A 25,373-nucleotide genomic window follows, 5' to 3' on the forward strand; every position below is an offset into this window, starting at 1 on the left:
CCAAAGTCACCAGCATTGGCCTTAGGCGTGTTCCGTCTGATGGGATTCGTCGCTGGCGGCCGTCTCGCCGGAGGTCAGGGCAGCAGAAAGAGCGGCGGTGGGTGGGGCGTCCTCGATCCGTTCAGGTTCGGCTGCTTCGTGGTAGGCAACGAATCGGACACCTTCAGGTTGGAGGCGGTTGAAGTAGTAGCAGCCGCTGTTCGATCCGAACGCTGCCGGGTGCATCACGATCAGCGGTGCGAGGGGGAGTGCGCTGCCAGCTTCGCGTGAGAGGAGGTACAGCCCGTCTTCCTCCATGGCCACGCTGATCGGGATCTGTTCCTGTCTGAAGGGTGCGTTAGGACCCATGGCCAGGTCCACATCATGGTGGAATACCCTGTTTCTGATCCGGGCGGCGCCGGCGCGCACGAGAAGAAAGTCCTGCCAGCCGGTGCCGATCAGGTTGCGCAGGGTGTGGACGTGACCGGTCAGGATGTCGAGTTGCTCCTTGAGTGACGCGGCGGTTGTCGTACCTGAGTGGCCGCTCCAGGCATTGCGCCGTTGGATCACCTCTCCGAACAGGTTCGTGAGGTCGGCGCTGAGGAGGGTGTCCAGGAAATCTGGTGGTGCGTCGGCAAAGGCTGCTCGCGCTCGTGCCTGCTCGTCGGTGTCGGTTCCGGTCAGTGCGGTGCGATATCTCTTGTTGAGTCGTTGCAGGATGATGTGCCAGACACCGAGGGTGGCCCGCTCGGGGGTGAGTCCCATGGAGCGGATTTGCTCGGCGAGTGCGGGAAGTTCCTGCTGGAGCCGTGAACGGTCCTGGAGCAGGGCTGACACGCTAACGGTGGCGTGGAATTGGATGGTGGCTTCCCAGAAGTGGAACATCTGGTCGCGGCGGGCGTGCAGGTTGCTGTCGCCTTTGGATTCGTATGCCCAGAGGGCACTGGCCATAGGGAAGGGCAGGCTGGTCGCCCATTGAGCGAGATCTGCCGACGGAATGAGACTGCTGGCTTCGCGGTAGATGTCGGATCGCTTTTTGGGGTCGTTCCAGAGCTCCCGGTGCGAGTCGACCAGGTGACGGCGGGCTGTAACAAGCGCCCGTTCCGCGCGGGCCATTTCCCTCTGGACGGGGAGGTCCGGCAGGGCGACGAGGAGATCGTCAGCCATGCGCCAGGCCTGGTTGAGGTTGACGGCGCGGGGGCTGACGTAGCTGTCGCCGCCGGAGCCGACGGCTGTCGAGCGCAGGTGCCGGCCGAGAGGGGAATTGAGCCACCCCGCCAGGTATTCGGCGTCCGTGTACGCGTTCCTGGGCCGAATCACGAGCACCCGGTTATCGGGAGCAACTTCGCCAGGGTCCCCGGCCACCGCGTCCAGGTGCGGTTCGATGGGGACGACAAGAGCCTGCTCCCCGGTGACGGCCAACAGCAGGGCGGCGCGCTCAGCGGCCTTGGCCGAGGGGATGTAGCAGAGGTGCTCAGTGAGCTCGGTGAGACGGGCGGTCTTCCAGCCGAGCTGGGTGAGTGCTCGCAGCGCACGCGGGGTTCGGTCGGTGGTGAAGACGCGGTCCACGTCGAACCGTGTGAACGGTGGTTTGGCCACGTCCGTCACGGTCGGTGGCACAGTGGCGTACCGAGTGTCGTGCCAGGCTTCGGTGGTGGAGGTCGCCGGCAGGAGCATGGTCAGGCGCGGAACATCGCCCGGCTCGCGCCTGCTGGTGACCGCGGTGGCGTGGTGGGTGACGCTGACCTGTCGGAAGGACAGATCCTTTGCTGCGGCTGATCGGCTGTAGGCCGTCGGCTTTGAATGCCTCAGGCTGCGGGACAGTTCGTCGAGAGCCGCCTCGCTGATCGTGCGGCGTTCGAGTCGACGGGCGTCCCCGTCCTGGTAGAAGCCCCGGAGGTCGATGAACTTCACCTTGTGTCGACGTGCCGCAGGCTTGCGGTTGGAGAAGACCAGGGCGTACAGCCGCATTCCGGTGCTGGTGCTGAGCCCTTCCGGCAGCACGACCACGGCGTCCAGGAAATCCTGGTCGAGCAGCCATGTACGGATAGCGCTGCCGCCCGCGTCGTACAGCGGTCCGGTGGTGGTGAACATGATGCCCCGGCCGCCGCCATCCGCCGGATCCCGAAGCTTACTGACCAGGATCTGGGCGAACAGGAGCGAGGCGTTGTCGGGCTGTGGAAGCCCGGCGGGGTAGCGGCCTTCCGGTCGGTCGGCCTCGGCTGCGCATTCCTCGTAGCTGTTCCGCCAGGACAGGTCGTACGGAATCTCGGCCACCGTGTAATCGAATCGGCGGTCGGGGAAGGCGTCCTGTGTGAGCGAGTCAGCTTGGCTGAACCTGGAGTCGGCGCCCAGGAGGAAGGCGTGGGCACGGGCACGCCGGACAGTCGCCGCGTTGATGTCCTGGCCGTTGACGGTGACAGCCGTTCCGGTCTGCTCGGCCAGCACCTGCGCCGCGTCCAGCGCCAGGGTGGCGGAACCGCATGCCGGATCGTAGAGATGTGCCGCCTCCGTGCGCGTACGCGGTCAGCGCGGTTTTGGCAACCTCGACGAGCGAGGCCGACGTGGTGAACTCGCCACGGTGGTCCGAGGGCAGGTAGGGGCGGAGCAGGAGACGGGCGTAGTGACGCAGCTGGGTCGGCGTGTAGCTGTTCAGCGCCTGTTGCTCACCGTCCAGCAATGAGTGCAACTCAGGGGCTCTGAGCCGTGCATCCCCCGCGGCACGCTGAAGGTCTTCGAGTTCTGGTGCAGGCAGGCCCGTCGTCCGGGTTCGCCATTCGACGACGTTCCACAGCAGCACGTCGGCCATCTCGCCGGCATCCATGTGTCCCCGGAGGGAGTCCAGGAGATGCCACAGGCGCTGGTCGACCGTTCGTTGCTCGTTCGTCATGTGGAGCCCCCCGGGGGTGGTCAAATGCGTCCCCGGCTGACCGGGGCCTGCCCTCTGACCGTGAACGTCGGCATACAGCGTGAGGGGATCAACCTACTAGCCGTTGCTTGTGATCTTGAATGGTGTTTCGAATACCGCGAGTTGGCCACTGAGCTGGTTCTCACCTGACGGGAAGTTGGACGGGCGACCCCGGCGGTGGGCACGAAGAAAGCTCCTGGTAGACGGGTTCACGACCAAGATCACCAATCCGCCAGGAGCTTTCGCGTGCTTGTCTACCCGTCCGGTATCGATCTGTCCGGCCGCACCCTGCGACACCTCTCCGGTCTCCTCGCAGGTCGCCGTCGTCAAATCGGCACCCGGTGACGTCGCCTGTCTGCGGCCAGCAGGCCCTACTCGTCCTGGCACACCTGCGTTGCGGGGACACCTACGCCGCCTCGCAGCAGGCTTCCGCATCGGGGGTTGCCACGGCCTACCGCTACATGTGCGAGGCCGTAGACCTCCTGGTCGGCCTCGCGCCCGCGCAGCTCACAGATGCGGTCCTGCTCCGCGAACAGCCGCCGGTTCTCCTCCACCAGTGACAGGCGCTTCGGCTTGGGCAGCCCGTTCCTGCTGCTTGGCCTCCCGGCGCTTCGCTGTGAACCCCTGCGCCTTCTTCTCGCAGTCAGGGTGTACCGGCTTGCCCCGGCTGGAGCCCTGTTCCCGGCTGGCCCACACCTTGCCCTCGATCGAGGCCTCGCGCATCGCACACACCGCCAGCCCACGCCGCCGCGGCGCCGGCGTCGTCTTGCGAGCCGCCTCCGCCGCCCGGACCTCCGTCGATCCGTCTGCCCAGGTGGCCGTCACCGGAGACGCTGGCGACACCGTGTAGGAGCGCAAGTCATCCGGAGGCGCCTGGTGCCGCTCCCCTTTTGTGCCCCCGCGCACGGGATCTTGCTGGCTATGAGCGGCAGGGTATGCGTCCTCGACCGGCTTGATGCGCTCCTGGAGGGCCGCCGCGTCGCCCTCCACTCGTGGCTGAGCCGGAACCGCGAGACCGCCGAGAAGGCCGCCGACTACGTCTCTCGGCTGGCGCGGCGGGCGGCGGTGTCGAACCCGCGGCGCAGGGAGTGGCCAGTCCACTGCCCCTCGAAGTCGGCGAGCATGGCAGCGCGGGTGACGATGGCGGCCGCGACGGTAGGGGTGATGCGGCCGGCCGGGGCCCCGACGCTCCGGGCGTGATGGGTCAGTGGAGGGGTGATGCGGTCGTGCTTATCGATACGGACGAACAGCGGCCCATCGGTGCGCCCCTTGGGGTTTAGCGCGGCGACCAGCGCGCGGACGGCCCACACAGGGCAGGTGGCGGGGGTGGGGCCATAGGGCACGGCCACTTTGTCGTGCCGCTTGAGTGGGCGCCGGTAGAGGGTTACCAGGAGCCCTGTGTTGGTTTCCACGGCGTCGGCCCGGTCGAGCGAGACCAGCTCGGAGACGTGGGCGGTGCAGGCGTAGCCAAGCAGGAGCAGCGCGGCGTCCCGCTTCCCAATGAGCGTGTCCTGGTCGAGGGTGGCGAGCATCTCGCGTAAGGCATCCGGGGTGGAGGGTCCGGCCCCACGGGGGCGGGCGATCCGGGCCTCGGCCCGGATCTTGGCGGCGGCCAGGCGTTTACGGTAGCCGGACAGTACCTTGCGGGCGCCCTCGGTCTCAGGGGCGGGTACAGCGTCCGCCCTGTGCGCAGCGCGGACGGCGGTCAGGATGCGATTGATGGACCCGGGGGCGAGCGTGCGGCCGGTCTGCGGCGACGGAGTTACGGTCAAGTCCCTCTCTGTCAGCCTTGGGTGAGACGTTCCGCTTCGGCGGGTTAGCCTGAGAGGGCACGACAGGAGACCCCACCCCTCATGACCAGCACAGAGTCCGTCGGGTCCGACCCGGCGCCGAGGCCGAAGCGCCGCACTTTCACCTCGGAGTACAAACTGCGAATCGTCGCCGAGTACGACGCCGCGCCCAGGAACGAGAAGGGCTCGGTCCTGCGCCGGGAACGGCTCTACCACTCGCATGTCAAGGAGTGGCGGGCCGCCCGGGATGCCGGGGCCCTGGAGAAGCTGGTCGACCATCGCACCAGCCCGGCCCGGCCGAAGAAGTCGGCTGCCGAGGCGGAGAACGAGAAACTGCGCCGCCAGGTGGAACGGCTGGAGAAGGAACTGGCGCGGAACAAGGCCGCGCTGGAGGTTATGGGAAAAGCTTCCGCGCTCTTGGAAATGATCTCCGAGAGCGCGGACTGAAGGCTGGCGCCGACCCGGTGGTGGATGACGCGTTCACCGGCATCGAGAGCGAACTGGGCATCACCGTCGCGTGCCGGCTGACCGGCCGCTCCCGCGCCACCCACTACCGCCGGCTTCAGCCCCCGCCACCGCGCAGGCCCCGCTCGCCGCAGGTGCAGCCGTCGGCCCTGACGGCCGAAGAGCGTGCTGCGGTACTGGAGTTGATGAATGGCGACGAGTACGCCGAACTGGCGCCCGCACAGATCTGGGCCCGCGAGCTGGATGCCGGGCGTTATCACTGCTCCGTCTCGACGATGTACCGGATCCTGCGCGAGCAGGATCAGTGCGGTGACCGCCGACGGCAGGCCACCCATCCCGCCAAGGCGGTGCCCGAGCTGGTCGCCACAGGGCCCTCGCAGGTATTCACCTGGGACATCACCAAGGCGGCCGGACCAGTCAAAGGCGTCTGGTATCACGCCTACGTGATCATCGACATCTTCAGCCGCTTCATCGTCGGCCACACCGTCGAGCGGGCCGAATCGGCGGTGCGGGCCCAGGAGTTGATCCGCGAGAGCATCGCCCGCAACGGCATCGTGCCCCAGACCGTGCACGCGGACCGCGGCACTTCGATGACGTCGAAGAAGGTCTCCCAACTGCTGATCGATCTGGGCGTGACGCGGTCGCACTCGAGGCCGAAGGTCTCCAACGACAATCCTTACAGCGAGGCCCAGTTCAAGACCACGAAGTACATGTCGGACTATCCCGAACGGTTCGATTCGCTGGCCCACGCACGCGAGTGGTTCGACGCGTTCATCGCGTATTACAACCATGAGCACCGGCACTCGGGCATCGGCTGGCACACCCCCGCCTCCGTCCACTTCGGGACCGCCGAGGAGGTCCGCGACCAGCGCGCGGTCACCCTCGCCGAGGCATACACCCGCCACCCCGAACGCTTCGGCCGCCGCCCCCGACCACCCGAGATACCCCAGACGGCCTGGATCAACGACCCAGCCAAGCGCAGGGAACCCGCACCACAAACCTCATAGCGTCACGACCGTCTCACTGGACTTGAAATCTTCCGAGTGCGCCACGTACTCGGTGACAGTCTCCGGGGCAGCAGGCAGCGGCCGCCGACCGACGCTCGCGCACCAGGCAGTGAAGGCGGCCATGTCGGCGGAATACATCAGGCGGGTGGAGTCGGTCAGCTGTCGGTCGGTCTCGGCGGTCCCCACGGCTATGTGCTGCGGGCCAGAGCCCGGGGCGCGGAGGCTTGTCACGCTGCTCATCGTAGGGCGGCCCGACACCCGGCTGGCCCGGACGTCACGGCGAGTGCTCCCGCGAGGTGGGCGCAGACTCAGCCCGTGACACGGCGCCCGTCTACGACGAAGGAGCCGCGCCCGCGTGGTGCGGGTCCTCTTCTGCATGGCTTGGTGGTCAGCCGGAGGAGTCGGATGCGCCGCCGAGCCCAGGTTGCGTCGCGAGGCCGGAGACATCGGGCAGATAGCGGCTCGCCTCGTCGACCACACGCGGTCGGCGTGACGCGACCGACATCGGACGTTGCGAGGTCGCTTCGGTGACAACTCTGCGTGAAGGCTGACGGCTGCTCAGGTTTGTCTGACGCATCGTCGACTACTCAAGATCATCTTGCACGTGCGTTGCACAAGGCGCTGAAAAACAACAGTGATCAGTGAAGGGCCGTGAAGGTAAGTATTCGCAGGTCAGCTGGCATGCTGTGGTGTCGTGCCCCTTGGGTCCAAGGGGCACGACACCCCGCCGGTCAGATGTCGCGGAAGATCTCGATCTGCGCGCCGACCGAGTTGAGGCGCTCCGCCAGGTCCTCGTAACCGCGGTTGATGACGTAGACGTTGCGGAGTACGGACGTGCCTTCGGCCGCCATCATCGCCAGCAGTACGACCACCGCGGGCCGCAGCGCCGGCGGGCACATCATCTCGGCGGCGCGCCACCGGGTCGGGCCCTCCACCAGTACGCGGTGCGGGTCCAGGAGCTGGAGGCGGCCGCCCAGGCGGTTGAGGTCCGTCAGGTAGATCGCGCGGTTGTCGTAGACCCAGTCGTGGATCAGGGTCTGGCCCACGGCGACCGCCGCGATCGCCGCGAAGAACGGCACATTGTCGATGTTGAGGCCGGGGAACGGCATCGGGTGGATCTTGTCGATCGGCGCCTCGAGCTTCGAGGGCCGTACGGTCAGGTCCACCAGGCGCGTACGCCCGTTGTCCGCCTCGTACTCGCCCGTGCGGTCGTGGTCGAGGCCCATCTCCTCCAGCACCGCGAGCTCGATCTCCAGGAACTCGATCGGGACCCGCCGGATCGTCAGTTCGGAACCCGTCACGACGGCCGCCGCGAGCAGGCTCATCGCCTCGACCGGGTCCTCGGACGGCGAGTAGTCGACGTCCACGTCGATGTTCGGTACGCCGTGCACGGTCAGCGTGGTCGTACCGACGCCGTCGACCCGTACACCCAGCGCCTCCAGGAAGAAACACAGGTCCTGGACCATGTAGTTGGACGACGCGTTGCGGATGACGCTCACGCCGTCGTGGCGGGCAGCGGCGAGCAGCGCGTTCTCGGTCACCGTGTCGCCGCGCTCGGTCAGTACGATCGGACGGGTCGGCCCGGTCGAGGGCTCCACCACCGCGTGGTAGATGCCCTCGGTCGCGGTGATGTCCAGACCGAAGCGGCGCAGTGCGATCATGTGCGGCTCGATGGTGCGCGTGCCGAGGTCGCAGCCGCCCGCGTAGGGAAGCCTGAAACGGTCCATGCGGTGCAGCAGCGGGCCGAGGAACATGATGATGCTCCGGGTCCGGCGCGCCGCCTGGGCGTCCATGGAGTCCATGTCGAGCTGCGCGGGCGGGACGATCTCCAGGTCCTTCCCGTCGTTGATCCAACGGGTGCGTACGCCGATCGAGTTGAGCACTTCCAGCAGGCGGTAGACCTCCTCGATGCGCGCGACACGCCTCAGTACGGTGCGGCCCTTGTTCAGCAGCGAGGCGCAAAGCAGCGCCACACACGCGTTCTTGCTCGTCTTCACGTCGATCGAACCGGAAAGACGCCGTCCGCCGACCACGCGCAGATGCATCGGTCCCGCGTACCCCAGGGAGACGATTTCACTGTCGAGAGCCTCGCCGATGCGCGCGATCATCTCAAGGCTGATGTTCTGGTTCCCGCGCTCGATGCGGTTCACGGCACTCTGGCTGGTGCCCAGTGCTTCGGCGAGCTGTGTCTGTGTCCAGCCCCGGTGCTGACGGGCGTCACGGATGAGCTTGCCGATACGTACGAGGTAGTCGTCTGCCATAGCGGCAGGTTATCTCAGATATGAGATGACGCATCGCGTGGGGTGGGTGTGGCGGATTCACAGGGGACTGACGCCGCTTCAGGCCCCTCAGCGCCCCGTGTGCCACCTGGACGGGCGCATGTGGCGCGAAGGTTCGGCATCGCTGTGGTGGGCTGAGGAAGTCGGCCGGCGGATCGAGCCCGTCTCGCTTCCTTCCCAGGGGTCGTGGCCCATGAAGCCCAAGAAGCCCAAGCAGAAGGAGCACGGACCGTATGACTCGGCCACGCCTTCAACCTGTACCACTCCTGGCTGAAGAACTCCGCCAGTCCTCCGCAGCCGCTGGGTCCCAACGGTGGCCTGGGTGACCTGTCGTGGATGAACTACACGAAGCGGTACCAGCCCCCACCCCCGGCGCCGGGCGGAGAGCCCGCCTACTGGGCGGCCTTCCCGTTCCAGTTCACCGACAACGAGCTGGTCCACCTCAGGCACGGCTTCTACCGGGATGTGGCCATGGGAGGGAACCCCTTCGGCGTGGGCGCTGCCGAGACCGACGCCGCCCTGTTCGGCGACCCCATGGTGAACAACTCAGGCCTCGCCCTGGAGCTTCGCTCGCCGAGCACCTTCCGGTTCGGGCAGCCGGTCGTCGTCGAACTCAAGCTGTCCACCACCGACCTGAACGGACGCACCACACACGGGCGCCTGCACCCCGAGGAGGGCTTCGTCGCCATCGCCATCTGCACTCCCTCCGGCGACATCAAGACCTACCGGCCACCGCTGACGCGCTGTGTGGACGACGCCGCCGAGGTCCGGCTCGACAGCGAACGGCCGGCGGTCTACAAGAGCACGTACATCGGCTACGGCAAGGACGGCCTGTACTTCCAGCAGCCGGGCCGGTATCAGCTGCGGGCCCAGTACGTCGCCTCGGACGGTTCTCGGGTGCTTTCACAGGTCCACCACGTGACCGTCCGTTCGCCGCACACCGACGAGGACGAGAACGTGGCCGAGCTGATGATGGGCGACGACCAGGGCATGCTCTTCTACCTCCTCGGCTCCCACGGCGAATCGCTCACCTCCGGCCGGGACGCGCTGGAGGAAGTGCTCGCCCGCTACCCGGACCACCCCCTCGCCGTCTACCCGGCACTGGCCAAGGGTGCGAACGCCTCCCGGGACTTCAAGTACCTGCCGGCGGACAAGAAGCCGTTCGTCAAGGAAGCCGCCTCCGAGGAGAGCATCGGCCAGCTGAACAAGGTCGTGAACGCCTCATTGGAGAACCGCGGCGTCGACAACATCACCCTGGGCTGGGTGATGAAGCGCCGCGCCCGCATGGAGGCCAGGGCAGGCCGCATCGAGCAGGCCCGGCAGACCGCGGACGACATGGTCTCCATCCTCGGTGAGAGGACACGCAACCCCTCGGTCCGGCGGGACATCAGGGCCCAGGCGCAGCACCTCAGGGACACGCTCCCCGGCGGTGAGCGCCGGTAGGAGGGCCGGCGACGGGCGGGACGGGCGCGGGAGCACATGCCGGCCCGTCCCGCTGTCGAGCGCGGGCGCCCGCCGCATGCTGAGGGCGGTTGTCCTGTCTCACTGAAGGTGGAGCTCGTCTCATCGAAGTTGGAGCGATCCGGATCGGGTGAGCCGGGACATAGTAGTTGGAACCAGATGGTCACAGTTCTTGCAACCAACGGCGAATGCCAGTCTTGTCGGAACCGGTTCAGGAGAGCCGGAGCCCGCGACGGCGTGAACGTCTTCGCTGGTGGCATTCGAGGTCGGTTCGAGGTGTTCAATCCAGTGGTGCAGGGGATTCCAAGACTCTGGCGGTGAAAGCCGTCAGGTGAGCCCGCATCTGCTCACGAGTCATCCGCTGTTGGCCGACGAGGTGTTCGACGAGGTCGGCGCGGGTGGCAGCAAGTAGAGCATGCGCAGTGAAATTGCTGTCAGTGAGTCCGGGAATCTGCTCCAGCGCGGCCTGGAGTGTGCTGTGCCACCGCTCGTAGTGTTCTGCCGCATAAGGGCTGTCGCTGCCGGTTCCCTCCAGTGCCAGGGCAAGGTGGCGGTTGTCGATCTTGAAGCACAGGACAGCGTCGAGGAGGGCGGGTACGCGCTGGAGTGGCGGGGTGGCCGGCCCCAGAGGCGGCGGGCCCTCTTCGGCGGCGAGCCTGATCGGTGCGAGCCGCATCTCGTACAGCGCGTGGATCAGGCCGGTGCGGTCACCGAAGCCGCGGAAGAGCGTTGCCTTGCCGACGCCGGCTGCTGCCGCGATGTCGGCCATGGTGACCGCCTCAGGGCTCCCGCAACGGGCGAAGAGCGTGTCGGCAGCCGCAAGGACGGCCTCCCGATTGCGAGTGGCGTCCGCGCGTGGTTTGCGTTCGGGCATGCGATTCCTCCGTTTGCAAAGCGGACCCTGGGTCCGTATTGTAGCTACGTGAAACGGACCTAGGGTCCGTATCGTACGGGGATGGAGTAACCCATGAGCGCGAGCACCGCACCGATGGACCTGTACCGCCACGGCCTGCAACTACTGCTGGACAAGGACATCCCCGCCTGGGTCGACCTGTGGGACGAGAACGGGATCTTCGAGTTCCCCTTCGCGCCGGAGGGCTGGCCAAAGCGGCTGGAGGGCAAGGCAGCCGTCGCCGAGTACATGCGCGACTACCCCGACCACATAGACCTTCACGACTTTCCCCACGTCGAGATTCACCAGACCATCGCCCCGGAGACCATCGTGGTCGAGATGCGCGGTGTGGGCCGCCTGGCGGACACCGAAAGCCCCTTCGACATGTCCTACATCGCCGTTGTCACAGTCAAGAACGGCCTCATCACCCACTACCGCGACTACTGGAACCCGCTCGCCGTCCAGAACCCCGCCACCAAGTTTGCTGGGAGCTACTGATGAACGTGCCCGAGGAGTTCACCCTGGTCATCGGGGCCACGGGCACCACCGGCAGCCGCGTCGCCGCCCGGCTGGCCGCCGCAGGCCGGCGCGTCAAGGCCGCCAGCCGACGCGCCACCCCCGTGGGCGGGTCCCGTCCCGTGCGGTTCGACTGGCACGACCCCGCGTCCTTCGAAGGCGCCCTCGAAGGCGCAGACCGGGTCTATCTCATCCCGCCGCTCGGCGCTCCGGACCCGGCAGCCGTCATGCTGCCCTTCCTCCAGCAGGCCCATACGGCAGGAGTCCGCCGGGCGGTGCTGCTCAGCTCGTCGGCGATCCCCGTCGGCGGCCCTGCCGTGGGACAGGTTCACCAGGCCATGCCCGGCCTGTTCTCCCAGTGGGCGGTCCTGCGGCCCTCGTGGTTCATGCAGAACTTCACCGGCAACCACGCGCACGCCCGGACTATTCGAGCGGACGGGACCATCCAAACGGCAGCCGGCGAGGGCCGCGTCGGGTTCGTCGACGCCGACGACATCGCCGACGTCGCCGTGCACTCACTGACTGAGACGCAGGCGCCGAACACCGACCTGATCATCACCGGGCCGGAAGCGTTGAGCTACGGCGACATCGCCGCCATCCTCACTCAGATCACCTGTCAGACCATCACCCACCGCCAGTTGACCTACGAGCAGATGCGCGAGCGCCTGGCCGCCGACATGCCCGCCGAGTTCGCCGCGATGCTCGCCGGCATGGACCACGCCATCGCCGAAGGCGCCGAGGACCGCACCACCGACACCGTCCAGCGCCTCACTGGCCGCCCACCGCGCAACTTCCGCGCTTTTGCAGCACGGGAGATGGGTCGACTCCGGAGCTGACATCCCCCCGGTTCCAACATGCGTGACCAAAGTTCCAACCAGCGTGTCCTGGCTCGTCAAGATGCCTTTGGGCGGTCGGGGGAGAGCCGTCGCTGCTGGTTCTGAGCCGTGCGGCGTTGCTTGGTGGCCATGATCTGCAGGTTCGCAATCGACACTGAGATGTCGTGGATGTCCATGAGCTCGGTCCAGATCTCCTTGGCGCCCATCCCCTTGTTGATCATGGCGGTGATCAGTTTCTGGTCCTGGTCGTCGAGGGCGGTGCGTCGTCGGCGTGTGCTGCGAGCGGGGAAGATTGAGGAGTTCAGGACGCGGCGGACCAGCCAGCGGGGGACCAGCCATTCCGCTGAGATGGCGCGGACGGTCATGCTCCCGTCCAGCGCATCGTGCTGGATGAGAACGGTTTGGTCGACCCGGTGACGGGTGAGCGCTTTGTGCTGGTGGAGGCGGAGGGCGCGAGAGCTCGGCTTAGCCCGGCCTCGGGGAGAGCTGGCATCTGAGAGTGCGTGCTGCAGGGCTGCCGTGGAGCGTCCTGAGACAGCAGCGAGCCGTTCGATTTGGGGTCTCCCGACCCAGAAGGGTGGTCCGCAGAGGAAGCAGTGCAGGTAGCTCGGCTTGAGGTGGTTAGCTCGGGCCAGCCGTCGGATGTAGGAGTCGGTTATCTCACCGAGCCGCGGGCGGACATTGACGGGGAGCCGGGCGATCCGGTCAGGCAGCTCAGATGTCACCGACTGGCCGCCGTCGAAAGAGCTGAAGCGTTCTGGGCGGTGTGATCCAGTGGAATCGCTTCCAGGGACTTCTTGGTGATCTTCTCGGTGCCGGTGAGGATCGCGTCGATCGCAGCCCCGCGGATGGCATGGGAGAGCGCCCCGATCATGCCGCCGGTCCGTTCGTGCAGGTAGCGGTCGAGCGAGACCAGTGTTCCGGGGCGATGTTGGTGCAGCAACAAGGTGTTCTCCAGGGTTGCGACCAAGCCCTGCCACTCGGTGCCGTAGGGGAACGCGTGAGTGGGGATGAGGGTGAAGCGTCCAGCGATCTGGGCCCCGCGAGTTCCGGAGAGCAGGTTGCCGTGCTCGATGTTGATGCCGGCGTAGATGAAGGTCGCGGGGATGCGTTCGGAGAAGTACTTGAGGGTGTCGGCGACTTCGGCGCCGGTGCGGCTGGTCAGCGAGACGTTGTGCAGTTCGTCGACCAGGACCAGGCCGGTGCGAGCGTCGGTGCAGACGCCGACGACAGCCTCGATGAGGTCGGTGATGTTCGAGCGGCGGTGGACCGGAAGGCCGAGGAAGCGGGCGAACTCGGCGGCGACCATGCGGGCGGTCGCGGCGGGCGGGACGGTGATGTAGAGGACTGGGATCCGGCCAGGGGCATGTGGGTGGCGGGCGCGGTCCAGGAGTTCGTGCGAGCGCCCGAGCTGGGTGATGGCGATGGTCTTGCCGGTTCCGGCAGGCCCGGAGACGATCAGCCCACGGCGGGCGCTGATCGCGTGCCGGTTCAGCAACACAAGGCGTCGCCCGCAGGTCACGGTGTGGCGGACGATGGAAGTGGCGACCACGAGCAGCCGGGCGTGGTGATCAAGCCGGGCCTCGTGGTCGATGTCCCGTTCAAGATCCGAAAGTGCGGCGTGCGCATCGGCGGCCAACAGCCTTGGCGAGGCGGGTGGTTCGGCGGTGAAGCGGTGCCAACCCTCGCGCGTTGTCGGCGTACGGCCTTAGCTCCCCAGTTGCGTACGGATGAACGTCCCCAGTTGTCAGGCCACGTCGGTCTCTCGCTCGATGGCCTTGAGGCGGTTCTTCAACCGGTAGCTGGGGCCGTTGATGGAGATTACTTCGCAGTGGTGGAGAAGGCGGTCGAGGATGGCGGTGGCGAGGACCTCGTCGCCGAAGACCTGGCCCCATTCGCTGAAGGTCTTGTTCGAGGTCAGGATGATCGAGCCCTTCTCGTAACGCTTGGAGATCACCTGGAAGACCAGGTTCGCCTCGGCTCGTTCCAGGGGCTGGTAGCCGACCTCATCGACCACCAGGACGCTCGGCCGCAGGTAGGTGCCGAGCTTGTTGACGAGCCGTCCGGCTGCCTCGGCGGCTTTGAGGTGGCGGACCATGTCGTCGAGGCTGGTGAAGTAGATCGAGTAGCCGGCCCGGCAGGCCGCGACCGCGAGAGCGACGGCGATGTGCGTCTTGCCGACCCCGGGCGGGCCGAGCAGGGCGGCGTTCGCCTTGGCCTCGACGAACGACAGGGTGGCCAGATCCTTGACCTTGCGTGGGTCGAGGTCGGGCTGGAACGAGAAGTCGTACTCATCGATCGTCTTGTGGTGCGGCAGCCGGGAGAGACGTAGGCCCTGGCGGAAGCGGCGGTCGTCGCGGACGGCAAGTTCCTCGGACAGCACCAGGTCGAGGAAGTCGAGGTAGCCCATCTTCGCCTCGTCCGCCCGGCGGGTGAACTCGTTGATGGTTTCCGCCAGGTGGGGCAGGCCAAGCTTGCCGGCCGTGGTGCGGATGCGGTTGCCGGTCAGCTCGCTCAAGACGATTCCTTGCTCTGGGAACGGGTGGTGAAGGGGCGGGTGCCGGTCAGTTCGTCATAGACCGAAAGCGGTCGGCGGCCGACCTCGACGCGGGTGGCCGCGGCTCGGTTCAGTAGGGCCTGCAAGGGTCCGGCCTCCTCGCCGAGAGGCCGTTCGTGCCGGGGCTGGGGCGGGACATCGCCGGTGGTCGTGCGGCGTCCCTTGCCGGTGGGCAGACCGTCCCAGTGCCTCTCCTCGACGACTCGAACCCCGCGGCCGACCGCCCGCGGGTGCATGGCCAGCAAGGTCTCCCCGCTGGCGTCGGGGACGGTCGAGTGCAGCATGATCTGCGACTTCGTGGCCCGGATCTCCACCAGCTGGCGGGGACGGACCCTGCGGGCGGGCACCGAGTAGAGGTTGCCGCCGAAGGCGACCAGGCAGTCCTTGCCGACCGGCCGCAGATGCCGCTCGACCACCAGATACGGGGTGGGCGGCAGCGGCTTGAGGGCCGCGTGGTCGCGGGCCGCCCGCTCGCCGATGACCTCTCGGTGCGTCTTGTGGATCTGGGCCCGTCGGTGCGGCACCCAGGTGGCGAAAGCGGCGTCCATCTCCTCGATGGAGGAGAAGGCCCGTCCCGACAGAACGTGGTCGCGGACGATGAGGACCTGGCGTTCGACGCGGCCTTTGCCGGTGGGCCGGTAGGCGGCCAGGACGTCGATGTCGAAGTCGTAGTGGCCGGCAAAGCCGACCGCCTCCGGATGCAGCGGCACCGCATCGCCCGGGGCGACGTGCCGGCGGACGACGGTCTTGGTCCGGTCGTAGACGGCCGTCATCGGGACCCCGCCGAAGTGCGCGAACGCCCGTCGGTGGCAGTCGAAGAAGGTCTGCAGGTCCTGGCTGGTAGTGAAGCAGCAGAACGGGTCGCGGGAGTACGACAGGGTCATGTGGAAGGAGTAGACCTTCGCGATGCCCATGTGGGCGAGAATCAGGCCCTCATCACCCCAGTCCACCTGAGCTTGGGCGCCCGGGATCACTTCGAAGCGGCGGTGCATCCCCGCCAGCTCCTTCGGCGTGATCCCGAGATCTTCGGCGACCCTCGGGCGGGCTTCTTGGACATAGAGCTTGACGCGCTGGTAGTTCCCCGTGAACCCGTACTCCGTGGCCAGCCGTTCGTGGATGACCGCGGCCTTCATCAGGATCTCCGCGCGGAGCATCGAGTCGATCAGCGGCGCGAACTCATCGATCACCCTCGCGCGGGACCGTCCAGCCGGCGACCGGCGCGGCGGGGTGGAGGGGCCGGGGGCCGAGAGGTACTTGCGGACCGTCTTCCGGTCCAGCCCAGTCTCCCTGGCGATCTCCGACAGGCTCATCGCTCCGGACTCCAACAAGCCACGGAAACGCCGCAGTTCCAACCACCGACGCGAATCCAGGACCACCGTCGACCGCCCTCCACCGCCCACACCGACCAAGCAGCAGAGTGCCGACCCACGTTCCTCAGCGCATCAGAAACTGGCCACGTTCATCCGTACGCGGGTGGGGACATTCACGTGTACGCCGACACGCGTGGTCAGGTGGAGCCCGGCTTCGTCGTCCGCAGCCTCCAGGGCCATGCCTGCTGCCAGGCTCGGGTCGGTCACTTTCGCCTCCATGGATCTTCCAGTGGATCGAACAGCCCCAGCGGGATCACCTCGGCGAGTGGTTCGTCCCCTGCCGTGGACGTCTCCGGCTCGGTGTGCGGTGCAGGCTCCGGCCGGGGATACGGAGGTACTGGGACCTGCGGCCCGGGTGCGGGCGGCGACCCGCCTCTCCCGGGCGGTGCGTTTCGGCTTCGCCGGCTGATCGGGCCCGGCGTGGGCCTTGGCCAGGAGGGTGGCAACCGCGTCGAGCGATCTCGGCTTCGGTGGCCTCGGGCAGGCCCTGGCTGGCGTGGTCCCAGGCCAGTTCCCCGAACGGGACGGGGACGCGGCGCAGGTGCTTCCAGGCGGCCTGGATCCACTCGCCCTCGCCGTGATGGTTGCGTACCCAGATTCGGGACACGTCGTAGGGGTCGTGATGGACCTCCCAGAGCCCCTTCTTCGCCTTGACTCCGGAGTGCTGCCGACGGAAGGGCGTCAGCTCGAGGCTGTCGTAGGTGCGGCGCTTGATTTTGATGCCGTAGTCGTTGACCACTCGCCAGACGGCAGGCAGCAGCTCGATGTAATCGTCACCGCTGAGCGCGACCGGAACGTAGCCGCAGGCTTCGACGAGGGCCGCGTACTTCTCGTTCGGTGTGAATGGTCTGCCCGGATGGGACGGATCGCGCAGCCCGTCGTGCCGGCGATTTTGCCACTTGGCGACGAGCCACTCGTCCAGCAGTTCTTGCAGTTCCAGCAGGGACCACAGCGGCTGCTTGTCCAGATGCCGACCGCGGCGGTCGGTATTGCGGCCCGTGAAGCCCGCGAGGAACTGAGTGAACAGGGTGCCCACTGAGTTCAGCATCTTCTCGATGTGCCCCTTCTCGAAGGGCGAGCCCTTGTGGGCAGGCTGGACATCGATCTCCAGGAACCGGCAAGAGGCAACGAAGTTGCGGGAGATGAACGCCTTGCCGTGATCACAGACGATCATCTCCGGCACGATCACCGGTCGCGCAGCCGCGTGCTCCAGCCGCTCGTCAATACTCAACAGCCGCCGATGCGGCAGCACCGAACGGGACATCCGCAGGGCATCGATCCAGCCCGGCCGCATCACCTCCGGCGTGACAGTGCGGGCCAGCAGCACGCTTGCATCCACCGACTTCGTGGTGGGCCGCAGCACCGCTGCGGTCACTGTTCGCGTCGCGACATCGATCATGCCGGTGAGCTCGACCTTGCCCGTGACGCCATCGTCGAGGCGGACCAGTACATCCAGCGGTGTGGAGTCGATCTGCATCACCTCGCCGGGCGCGAAGGCCGGCAATTCGCCGAACGGAGCTTTCGCCCCGTGCGCCCGTGACCTGCGGGTCACGGCGGAACCGGTGGTGTGGGTGCCGGAAGTGAGTTTGTCCAGCAACCGGTAGAGCGTGGCGCGGGACGGCAGCTGGGTCCCCCGGCCCTCCTCAGTGGCCTTGAGGATTTCGCCGGTCCGCCACAGAAGGAACGTGCCCGTGCGGGTGGAGGCGTCCACGGCCTCGCTGATCGCCTGTCTCATCGCCGCGACCACCGCATCATCCACGGCCCCGTACGTGGGCGTCTTGCGCACTGGACGCTGATCCGCCAGTCCCAGAACCCCGCTCGTCTCGTAGCGACGACGCTTCTTGCCGACCGTGCTTGCGCTCACCTTGTGCCCGCTGGCAGTCAGTTCGGCGGCCTTGGCCCGCTCCCGCGCGGTGAGCGACCGGGTCGGGCTGTACTCCGGTTTCCCCTCCGTGCCCTGCGGGGCATCCGGCGGCAGCCCGTGCAGGACCTCCAGGATATGTTCCTCCCACCACAAGGCCTTCTCCAACACCGGCTGCGGCAACGTCTCCAGCAGGGACACCGGAGGCAGGGGCATCCGGCCAGAACTGTCGATGACCGCGAAGCCGTCGTCGGCGAACAGCAAGGCCGGCGGCACTGCCCGAGGCTCGCCGCACATGTCCGAGAGAGTGATCGAGCGACCCGAGACCGCCAGCACCACGCGGATCTGCCCGTCGAACCGCACCCGCTCACCGACCGCGAGACCTTCCGGGCGAAGCAAATGGCGCATCATCGCCCCTTTGCCGTGTGAACCATGCTGTCCGACCCCAGCAGCTGCGAGGCCACATCCGCCTCCAGCACGCGGGACCACAGCAGGTGGAACAACACCGGCAGCACCAGGAGCGGATCGCCAGCCTCCACGGCTCCCGCCAGCAGCGGAGCCGGTTCGTCGAAGACACAGACCAGCCGATCGGCAACATCCCGGCGGTGGCCGCACCGACGCCGGCGATAGCGCGACAGCCATCGCATGTTCGCCATCAGCACCGGATCCGGGACACCGACGCGCACGAACTTCCAGCCCACCGCCCGACAGGCCCGCTCCGTCGCCTCGAAGGCACCCGCGGCTGCCTCGTCGATCCGGTCACCGGCGCGGACATCGACGACCTGACCACGGCCGTCCGCAAGCCGCACGAAGTAATCCGGGGCGTGACGACGCTTGCGCGAGCCGTCATGCCAGTGCAGCCAGAAGGGTTGCGAGGCGATCCCTTTCACATCCGGATCAGCGTCGAGGAGGATCAGCCGGTCTCGCTCCAACCACGACTCGTACCCGATGTGGTCACCCGTCGTCGCCGACCAGTGCCAGCCCGCGAAGCTCGCCCCGCCCTTGGCCCATCGGAACGAACGCACCGGGTCCACCCGCTCGAAGCGCGCGTTCCAGCTGCCCCTCAGAGAACGACGAACCCGCGTGCCACCCTCGTAGAAGTCCAGGTCGAACGAACCCAATGCCGAATCCGCGTACGCATCCGCGAGCTCTCCCACCAGCCACCCCTGCCGACCCTGTATCCACTCACACTATGAAGAGTCAGACTCTCCAGGCCTTGTGGGATCCAGGCAGGTCAGCTGCAGTGACCCCTCGCACGAGTGAAGGGCCGCTCAAACTTCGGCGAGACGAAACCATCAGTCATCCGTCTTCGATGAGATCGATCAGCCTTCGATGAGACAGCACAGCGGTTGTCCTGTCTCAGCGAAGTTAGTCGTTGCCAGACCGCTGGCCTGGGCGGACTACCTTTGCTGAGACGGCCCCCGGATTCCGAGCCAGACGTCAGAGAAACAGCAGCCAGCGAGCAGGTCCGTCGCACCTCACACTGCGCTGCCCTGGGACTGAAACCAAGATGAGACGTGCCGTTTGTTGACCGAAATGGGATACCGGCTGAACCATCAGACATCAACTGGCTCCCGAAAGGCATCACGATGCGTAGCGCACTCCGTCGACTTGGGTGGCCATCCGTCGTGGCTCTGGCAGCAGCTGCCATATGCCTTACCGGGGGCATCCTGATGGCCGTGATCACCTGAGTCGACAGGTATGCGTGGTGGTGCGGATTTCGTGCTCCCTTCGGGTGGACCCTCAGACCTCCAGCGCGGCTGTGGCAGGCGGGCTTGTCGGGCGGCTCTACGCTCCGGGTGGCGACGTTCACTCATTCCGCACTGAAGGGGCTGATCTTGCGCGCAGCTACCAGCAGCGGCAGCTACATCCCAAGACGACACGACTTTGTCGTGAGTATCGTTGATAATTGGGCTAAAGAGAGGGGAAAGGAAGGCGCTCCTGCGCTCCAGGCCATTGTCAAGTACATTCTAGATGGCGCCGTATTGGTGTCGGAGAAGGAATGGGACTTGGCTCATCAGAAAGACCCGCAAAAATTTGACGAGGTTCAGACTCGAAAAATTCTGGAGGATTGCCTGGATGCCGTGGATGAATTTCGCGACATCGCCGATATTTCGCCGGATGAAGTTGCAGAAGTAGTCGACCCTATCTTTACCGAGGTTCAGCGAAAGGCGCGCTGTCCGTGGCCCTTTCATCGCTGCTGAGGTCACGGGAATAGCGTAATGGCGAGCGATGATGGCCAAGAACCCGGCGGCGGGCAAGTAGCTCATGCAAAGACTGAAGGCCATAACACTGGAATCGCTGAAGACAAGAGAGCGGCGCTCAACTCTATCGGCACCCTGACCAATTCCCTGATCACTCTGGCGACTGGCACTCTGGCGCTAACTGTCGCCCTTCTTAAGAATATCTACGGCGATCATCTAGTATGGGCCATGTGGCTTGGGTGGGGACTCCTCGCCGCCTCGATCTTCATTGGCGTTGTGGTTCTTGGGCAGCAGATTAGCTTGCTCGCTGAGTCTGCTCTAAAGCCTCGGGGTGGCCTCCTGGAGTGGCTTGGATTGATCCACCTGATCTTTGTGGTGGCTGGGCTGGTATTTCTCGGGTTCTTTGCTGCCGCGAATGTAGAGGTGGGTGCAACGGGTGGTTCATCGCCCGTGCCGAACCATAGTCCCACCAAAACTCCAGCACCCACTGCATCCGCTCCTGCCGTATCGAGCGATCCAAGCCCTATCGAGCCTGCTAAGAAATGATGGCGCTCAGGTCGCAGAGAGCAACAGAAGCGACCGTGCCAGATCTTCCGCAAGTCGGCAATCTCGGCAACCTGAACCGGGATCAGTCTGGGGGCGAGAGGCGCGTGTCCTGGCTAGCAGGCGTGATGGTCCTCAGCATGAGACAGTTTTCCGCTGGACCCTGAAGTGTTCGGACTGCCATTCTGAATTGCGACGTCTCTTGGAAATGTAGAGGTTGAGCGTTCCGTAGGACACCGAGGTGTTGTGCTGGTCCATCAGCGCGGTCCAGATTTCTCGAGGCCCGAGGCCGGCGTGCAGCATCGAGTCGATCAGGGGCGCGATGGGCCGCGTGACAGGTGCTTGACGAGCCGGGAGGTCTCGGGGCAGGGGCCTGTTGCTGGCGAGAGCGTTTCGGATCAGCCATCGTGGAATGCCGTGGCGGCTGGCAAGTTCGCGGACGGTCAGGCCCTCATCGCGGGCTGCGTTCTGCAGCTGGGTATACAGGTCCGGCTGTCTGTGTGCGATGCGGGCGGCTCGTCCCGGGCCTGTTCGGTAGCGGAGGCGGGGAGTGCTCACGTCGAACAGGGCCTGCTGCAGGTTCGCCGTCGTGCGTCCGGTGACGTCTGCGAGGCGTTCGAGGCGGGGCTTGCCGAACCAGAAGGGCGGGCCGCAGAGGAATCCGTGCAGGTAGCTGGGCTTGAGGTGGTTGGCGCGGGCGAGGCGTCGGATGTAGGAGTCGGTTCCCTCGCCGAGTCGCGGTGAGACCTGGACGGGGAGCCGGGCCAGCCGTCCCGGGAGCGTTTCAGTCACCGTGTGGCCGCCTTCTTCAGCGGTCTTTTCGGGGTTTCTGCGGCGTGGTCCAGGGGGATCGCGTCGAGCCCTTCCTTGGTCACGCGTTCGGTGCCGTTGAGGATCGCGTCGATCGCGGCGCCCCGGATAGCGTGGGACAGCGCTCCGATCATCCCGTCGGCCCGGTTGTGCAGGTAGCGGTCCAGCTTGACCAGGCTTCCCGGCGGATGATCGTGTAGAAGCAAGGTCTCCTCCATGGTCGCGACCAGCCCCTTCCACTCGTCGCCGTAGGGGAACGGGCGGGTTGGGACGAGGGTGAAGCGGCCTGCGATCTGGGCGCCCCTCGTGCCTGCCAGAAGCTCACTGGTCTCCAGGTCGATGCCTGCGTAGACGAACGTGGCGGGGATGCGCTCGGAGAAGTACTTCAGGGTGTCGGAGACTTCGCCGCCAGCTCGGGTGACTTGCGAGACGTTGTGAATTTCGTCGACAAGCACGAGGCCGGCGCGGGTGTCGGTGCATACGCCGACCACGGCCTCGATGATGTCTGTCATGTTCGACCGGGGACGGACCGGTAGGCCCAGGAAGCGGGCGAACTCCGCGGCGACCATGCGGGCTGTCGCGGCCGGTGGGACGGTGATGTAAAGCACGGGGATGCGGTCGGAGATATTCGGGTGGCGGGCCCGATCGAGGAGTTCATGGGAGCGTCCGAGCTGGGTGATGGCGCTGGTCTTGCCCGTGCCGGGAAGCCCGGAGACCATCAAGCCGCGGCGGGCGCTGATCGCGTGGCGGTTGAGCAGGACCAGCCTGCGGCCGCAGACCACCGTCTTCTCGACGAACGAGGTGGCGACCACGAGCATCCGGGCGTGATGGTCGAGCCGGTCCTCGTCATAGAGGCCCCGCTCGGCCGGGGACATTCGCTTCAGATCGCCGGGAGACACCAGGGCCGGGGGCTCGGGCGGGCCGTCGATGAACCTCCGCCATCCGTCCAGAGTGGTCAGCTGACGGTTGACCTCGGCATCGGCCTCCTGTAACGCGGTGTGCCAGGCTGCCGGTTCGGAGATGGTCACGGGCGCCTCCAGGGATTGGCGAGCGGGTCGAACAGACCCAGCGGGATGACTTTGGCCAGGCCGGTGTCCGCCTCGTCGTCGTGCGCGGGCTTGGCGGCAGGTGGGTCAGGGGTCGGCCGATCGGCGGCGGTGACCCGGGTGCGGGCGGCGACCCGACGGTCGCGCCGTGAGCGCTTGACTGGGCGGTCCTCTTCCGAGGCAGGGCCATCGTGGGCTCGCCGCAGCAGGGCAGCGGCGGCATCAGCGATCTGCTCCTCGGTGCCGCCGGGGACCTGTTCGCAGGCGTGGTCCCAGGCCAGCTCTCCGAAGGGGACGCCGACGCGGTGCAGGTGCTTCCAGAACACGGTGATCCACCGATCGCCTCGGCGGTCGCGTACCCAGATCCGGGAGATGTCGTAGGGGTCGTGGTGGATCTCCCACAAGCCCTTCTTCTCCACCACCCCGGAGTGCTGGCGGCGAAACGGGGTCAACTTGCGGTCGTCATAGGTGCGGTGCTTGATCCGGATGCCGTAGGCGTTGATCGCCTGCCAGCGCTCGGGCAGCAGCTCGACGTAGTCCTCACCGTTCAGCGGGACCGGGACGTAACCGCAGGACTGCAGCAGCGTCGCGTACTTCTCGTTCGGCGAGAACGCCCGCTTCGGCGCATCCGGGTCGCGTAGCGCATCATGTGGCCTGGTCTGCCAGACCGAAATGATCCATTCATCGAGAAGGTTCTGGAGCTCGGGCAGCGACCACAACGGTCCGTCTTCCAGCTTCCGGCCGCGGCGGTCCGTGGTCGAGCCGGTGTAACCCGCGACGAACTGAGCGAACAGAGTGGCTACTGAGCCCAGTGTTTTCTCGATCGTGCCCTTATCTGTCGGCGTGGCCTTGTGGGCAGGTTGCAGGTTGACGCCCAGATAGCGGCAGGACGCGCGGAAGTTGTTCGAGATGAACACCTTGCCGTGGTCGCAGACGATCGTCTCGGGTACGATCACCGGCCGTGCCGCTGCGAGCTCCAGGCGCTCGTCCAAGGGCAGAAGCCGCCGATGCGGCAGCACCGAGCGGGACATCCGCAGGGCCTCCGACCAACCCGGACGCATCGTCTCCGGAGTAACGCTGCGGGCCAGCAGGGCGGAGGCGTCGGCGGCCTTGGTGGTGGGCCGCAGCACCGCCGCGGTGATCGACCTCGTCGCGATATCGACCATGGCCGTCAGTTCGACCTTCTCGGCGATCCCGTCATCCAGCCGCACCAGCACGTCCAGCGGGGTGGAGTCGATCTGCATCAGCTCGCCCGGCGCGCTGGCCGGCACTTCGCCGAACGGCCCGGACGGCCGTGCGTTCACCGAGCGCCGGGTGCGGGCCGATCCGGTGGCGTGGGTGCCAACGGCCAGCTTGTCGAACAGCCGGTAGAGCGTGGCCCGCGACGGCATCTCGATGGCGGTGGTGTCCTCGCCGTCGGCCAGAATCTGCTTGGTCCGCCAGACGATGAACCCGATGGTCCTCGATGACGCGTCGCCGGTCTCGCCGATCGCCTGCCGCATCGCCGCCACCACTGCCGGATTGATCTTTCCGAAGGCTGGCATCTGCTTGGCCGACCGGCCGTCGGCCAGCCCGACCAGTCCATCGCGCTGGTAGCGCTGGCGCCGCTGCTTGACGCCACTGGCCGTCACCGTGTGCCCGGCCGCCGTCAGCTCGGCTGCTTTGGCCCGCTCGCGCTGAGCCAGCGAGTTCTGCTTCGGGTCGAACTCCGGCCGTGGAACCGCCCCGTCGGGAGCATCGGGGGGCAGGCCATGCAGGACCTCCAGGATGTGTCGCTCCCACCAGCGGGCCTGTTCGGCAGCCGTCTCGGGGAACTCGGCGATCCGGGCCGTCGGCGGAACCCGCCGCCTCATCTTGGTCACCGAGCACCTCCACCGGCCAAGTGCACGATCGTGTGCGGCCCCAGCAACTCGACCGACATTCCCTCGGCGACCAGCTCCTGAAGCCAGAGGAGATGGAACAGTGCGGGCAGCGTCGCAAGCCGGTCACCAGCCGTGTCAGCCCCGGTCATCAGCGAGCCCGGGGTCGCGAAGGCCTCCCGCAGTCGGCCTGCGGCCATGCCGTGCAGACACCGGGGGTGCCGGTAGCGCGACAGCCACCGGACATTCGCCAGCAGCACCGCCTCCGGCGTCCCCACCCGCTCGAAGCCCCACCCGGCGTGAGCGCAGGCCAGGCGCGTCACCTCGAACGCCTCGGCGTCCTTCGGCTCGATCCGCTCGTCCGCACGGACATCGACGACCACGGCCGAGCCGTCCGCGCGGCGTACAAAGTAGTCAGGAGCGTGCCGACGCTCCCGCTCGCCGTCGTGCCAGTGCAGCCAGAACGGCTGTGAAGAGATCCCCACCACCTCGGGATCGAAGTCCATCAACAGAAGCCGGTCCCGCTCCAGCCACGACTCGAACCCAACGTGCTGCGAGCTCGTCGCCGACCAGTACCAGCCCGCGAAATGACGCTCACCCCGCGACCACCGGAACGGCCGTACAGGGGCCGCGTCCTCGAACCGGGTCGTCACACAGTCCAGCAGCGGACGTCGCTGACGCTCGCGCACAGCGTCCACGTACGACAGCTCGACGTACGGCTCCGCCAGATCCACCACAGCCGGTACAGCCACCCAGCACCCCCAGTGCGATCGCCCGCACGACTAGGTTCACTGAGACAGAAGGCGGAACGACTGGGTTCGCTGAGTAAACGACTCGATTGGATGAGAGCGGTCAAGCGGTCCGGGCATGACCGGGTTGCGGCCATGTACTAGAGTTATCTCGACATCGAGATATCTGCCGAAGGCGTACCGCAGCCGCCGACCGGTAAGGGTGACCTAACTAAGTCTTACCTTAGCGGATGGCCAGGGG

21 protein-coding genes and 3 pseudogenes are annotated in these 25,373 nt (G+C 66.7%); 8 read left to right on the top strand and 16 right to left on the bottom strand.

The genetic code is table 11. The features are described from left to right. Positions 1-21: 21 nt before the first annotated feature. A pseudogene (locus J7E96_RS23165) lies at positions 22-2,469 on the bottom strand (N-6 DNA methylase); the annotation flags it as partial. 664 nt (positions 2,470-3,133) lie between these two features. On the opposite strand from J7E96_RS23165, the pseudogene J7E96_RS23170 reads away from it, so the two are divergent. After that, a pseudogene (locus J7E96_RS23170) lies at positions 3,134-3,408 on the top strand (IS5/IS1182 family transposase); the annotation flags it as partial. Between the two features lie 513 nt (positions 3,409-3,921). Here the strand turns inward: J7E96_RS23170 and J7E96_RS23175 are convergent. Continuing rightward, positions 3,922-4,659: a hypothetical protein gene (locus J7E96_RS23175; protein ID WP_215133595.1), complete on the bottom strand. Its 738-nt coding sequence runs from the start codon at positions 4,657-4,659 to the stop codon at positions 3,922-3,924. 81 nt (positions 4,660-4,740) lie between these two features. Here J7E96_RS23175 and J7E96_RS23180 point away from each other — a divergent pair, with 81 nt between their 5' ends. Further along, entirely contained in the window at positions 4,741-5,124 is a 384-nt protein-coding gene (locus tag J7E96_RS23180) for a hypothetical protein (RefSeq protein WP_215133596.1), read from the top strand. Positions 5,125-5,141: 17 nt separating this feature from the next. Further along, positions 5,142-6,149: an IS3 family transposase gene (locus J7E96_RS23185; protein WP_215133597.1), complete on the top strand. Its 1,008-nt coding sequence runs from the start codon at positions 5,142-5,144 to the stop codon at positions 6,147-6,149. Here the strand turns inward: J7E96_RS23185 and J7E96_RS23190 are convergent. Continuing rightward, positions 6,144-6,380: a hypothetical protein gene (locus J7E96_RS23190; protein ID WP_215133598.1), complete on the bottom strand. Its 237-nt coding sequence runs from the start codon at positions 6,378-6,380 to the stop codon at positions 6,144-6,146. The two genes, J7E96_RS23185 and J7E96_RS23190, sit on opposite strands and share 6 nt — an antisense overlap. 500 nt (positions 6,381-6,880) lie before the next feature. Further along, the gene (locus tag J7E96_RS23195) at positions 6,881-8,410 is read right to left on the bottom strand and encodes a UDP-N-acetylglucosamine 1-carboxyvinyltransferase (protein ID WP_215133599.1); all 1,530 of its coding nucleotides are present in this window, start codon (positions 8,408-8,410) and stop codon (positions 6,881-6,883) included. A gap of 354 nt (positions 8,411-8,764) precedes the next feature. Here J7E96_RS23195 and J7E96_RS23200 point away from each other — a divergent pair, with 354 nt between their 5' ends. Next, the gene (locus J7E96_RS23200) at positions 8,765-9,871 is read left to right on the top strand and encodes a hypothetical protein (protein ID WP_215133600.1); all 1,107 of its coding nucleotides are present in this window, start codon (positions 8,765-8,767) and stop codon (positions 9,869-9,871) included. 298 nt (positions 9,872-10,169) lie between these two features. Here J7E96_RS23200 and J7E96_RS23205 read toward each other — a convergent pair whose 3' ends face one another. Then, positions 10,170-10,763, bottom strand: coding sequence for a TetR/AcrR family transcriptional regulator (locus J7E96_RS23205; RefSeq protein WP_215133601.1), 594 nt, complete (start codon positions 10,761-10,763; stop codon positions 10,170-10,172). 93 nt (positions 10,764-10,856) lie between these two features. Here J7E96_RS23205 and J7E96_RS23210 point away from each other — a divergent pair, with 93 nt between their 5' ends. Further along, a complete protein-coding gene (locus J7E96_RS23210) occupies positions 10,857-11,279 on the top strand; it encodes a nuclear transport factor 2 family protein (protein ID WP_215133602.1) in 423 nt (140 codons plus the stop codon). Continuing rightward, a complete protein-coding gene (locus tag J7E96_RS23215; protein ID WP_215133603.1) occupies positions 11,279-12,133 on the top strand; it encodes an NAD(P)H-binding protein in 855 nt (284 codons plus the stop codon). Before J7E96_RS23210 ends, J7E96_RS23215 begins: the two co-directional genes overlap by 1 nt. Positions 12,134-12,189: 56 nt before the next feature. On the opposite strand, the gene J7E96_RS23220 is transcribed toward J7E96_RS23215, so the two are convergent. From J7E96_RS23220 to J7E96_RS23245, 7 genes and pseudogenes are all read right to left on the bottom strand, one after another. Continuing rightward, complete coding sequence (locus J7E96_RS23220; protein WP_215133604.1) at positions 12,190-12,498, bottom strand: hypothetical protein; 309 nt, start codon at positions 12,496-12,498, stop codon at positions 12,190-12,192. Positions 12,499-12,854: 356 nt separating this feature from the next. Continuing rightward, positions 12,855-13,772 (bottom strand): AAA family ATPase, encoded by a 918-nt coding sequence (locus J7E96_RS23225; protein WP_374196712.1) that lies wholly within the window; start codon positions 13,770-13,772, stop codon positions 12,855-12,857. Positions 13,773-13,880: 108 nt separating this feature from the next. Next, complete coding sequence (gene istB, locus J7E96_RS23230) at positions 13,881-14,651, bottom strand: IS21-like element helper ATPase IstB (protein WP_215133605.1); 771 nt, start codon at positions 14,649-14,651, stop codon at positions 13,881-13,883. Then, positions 14,648-16,066 carry an IS21 family transposase gene (gene istA, locus J7E96_RS23235; RefSeq protein WP_215133606.1) on the bottom strand — a complete coding sequence of 473 codons (1,419 nt, stop codon included), beginning with the start codon at positions 16,064-16,066 and terminating at the stop codon, positions 14,648-14,650. The genes istB and istA overlap by 4 nt, the downstream gene beginning before the upstream one ends. A 66-nt stretch (positions 16,067-16,132) precedes the next feature. Continuing rightward, complete coding sequence (locus J7E96_RS38270; protein ID WP_285439505.1) at positions 16,133-16,267, bottom strand: hypothetical protein; 135 nt, start codon at positions 16,265-16,267, stop codon at positions 16,133-16,135. Next, positions 16,264-18,329 (bottom strand): annotated as a pseudogene (locus J7E96_RS23240) (Mu transposase C-terminal domain-containing protein). The gene J7E96_RS38270 and the pseudogene J7E96_RS23240 overlap by 4 nt, the downstream one beginning before the upstream one ends. After that, a complete protein-coding gene (locus tag J7E96_RS23245) occupies positions 18,329-19,078 on the bottom strand; it encodes a TnsA-like heteromeric transposase endonuclease subunit (RefSeq protein WP_308296095.1) in 750 nt (249 codons plus the stop codon). Before J7E96_RS23245 ends, J7E96_RS23240 begins: the two are co-directional and overlap by 1 nt. A 642-nt stretch (positions 19,079-19,720) precedes the next feature. On the opposite strand from J7E96_RS23245, the gene J7E96_RS23250 reads away from it, so the two are divergent. Further along, complete coding sequence (locus J7E96_RS23250) at positions 19,721-20,125, top strand: hypothetical protein (RefSeq protein WP_215133607.1); 405 nt, start codon at positions 19,721-19,723, stop codon at positions 20,123-20,125. Between the two features lie 18 nt (positions 20,126-20,143). Further along, complete coding sequence (locus J7E96_RS23255; protein WP_215133608.1) at positions 20,144-20,671, top strand: hypothetical protein; 528 nt, start codon at positions 20,144-20,146, stop codon at positions 20,669-20,671. A gap of 132 nt (positions 20,672-20,803) precedes the next feature. On the opposite strand, the gene J7E96_RS23260 is transcribed toward J7E96_RS23255, so the two are convergent. Genes J7E96_RS23260 through J7E96_RS23275 form a run of 4 tightly spaced genes read right to left on the bottom strand, consistent with a single transcriptional unit; the run spans position 20,804 to position 25,135 of the window. Beyond that, positions 20,804-21,460, bottom strand: a complete 657-nt coding sequence (locus tag J7E96_RS23260; protein ID WP_215133609.1) for a TniQ family protein — start codon at positions 21,458-21,460, stop codon at positions 20,804-20,806. Then, positions 21,457-22,506, bottom strand: coding sequence for an ATP-binding protein (locus J7E96_RS23265; RefSeq protein ID WP_215133610.1), 1,050 nt, complete (start codon positions 22,504-22,506; stop codon positions 21,457-21,459). Before J7E96_RS23265 ends, J7E96_RS23260 begins: the two co-directional genes overlap by 4 nt. Next, entirely contained in the window at positions 22,503-24,377 is a 1,875-nt protein-coding gene (locus J7E96_RS23270) for a Mu transposase C-terminal domain-containing protein (protein WP_251070308.1), read from the bottom strand. The genes J7E96_RS23265 and J7E96_RS23270 overlap by 4 nt, the downstream gene beginning before the upstream one ends. A gap of 5 nt (positions 24,378-24,382) precedes the next feature. Then, positions 24,383-25,135, bottom strand: a complete 753-nt coding sequence (locus J7E96_RS23275) for a TnsA-like heteromeric transposase endonuclease subunit (RefSeq protein ID WP_215133611.1) — start codon at positions 25,133-25,135, stop codon at positions 24,383-24,385. Positions 25,136-25,373 lie beyond the last annotated feature (238 nt).

The organism is Streptomyces sp. ISL-96 (assembly GCF_018614035.1).
Taxonomy (GTDB): Bacteria; Actinomycetota; Actinomycetes; order Streptomycetales; family Streptomycetaceae; genus Streptomyces.

Excerpts from the sequence above, each read along its gene's own strand:
- J7E96_RS23180 (WP_215133596.1), top strand. The coding sequence starts at position 4,741 with ATGACCAGCACAGAGTCCGTCGGGTCCGACCCGGCGCCGAGGCCGAAG.
- J7E96_RS23195 (WP_215133599.1), bottom strand. The coding sequence starts at position 8,410 with ATGGCAGACGACTACCTCGTACGTATCGGCAAGCTCATCCGTGACGCC.
- J7E96_RS23200 (WP_215133600.1), top strand. The coding sequence starts at position 8,765 with ATGAACTACACGAAGCGGTACCAGCCCCCACCCCCGGCGCCGGGCGGA.
- J7E96_RS23205 (WP_215133601.1), bottom strand. The coding sequence starts at position 10,763 with ATGCCCGAACGCAAACCACGCGCGGACGCCACTCGCAATCGGGAGGCC.
- J7E96_RS23210 (WP_215133602.1), top strand. The coding sequence starts at position 10,857 with ATGAGCGCGAGCACCGCACCGATGGACCTGTACCGCCACGGCCTGCAA.
- J7E96_RS23215 (WP_215133603.1), top strand. The coding sequence starts at position 11,279 with ATGAACGTGCCCGAGGAGTTCACCCTGGTCATCGGGGCCACGGGCACC.
- J7E96_RS23220 (WP_215133604.1), bottom strand. The coding sequence starts at position 12,498 with ATGACCGTCCGCGCCATCTCAGCGGAATGGCTGGTCCCCCGCTGGCTG.
- J7E96_RS23255 (WP_215133608.1), top strand. The coding sequence starts at position 20,144 with ATGGCGAGCGATGATGGCCAAGAACCCGGCGGCGGGCAAGTAGCTCAT.
- J7E96_RS23270 (WP_251070308.1), bottom strand. The coding sequence starts at position 24,377 with ATGAGGCGGCGGGTTCCGCCGACGGCCCGGATCGCCGAGTTCCCCGAG.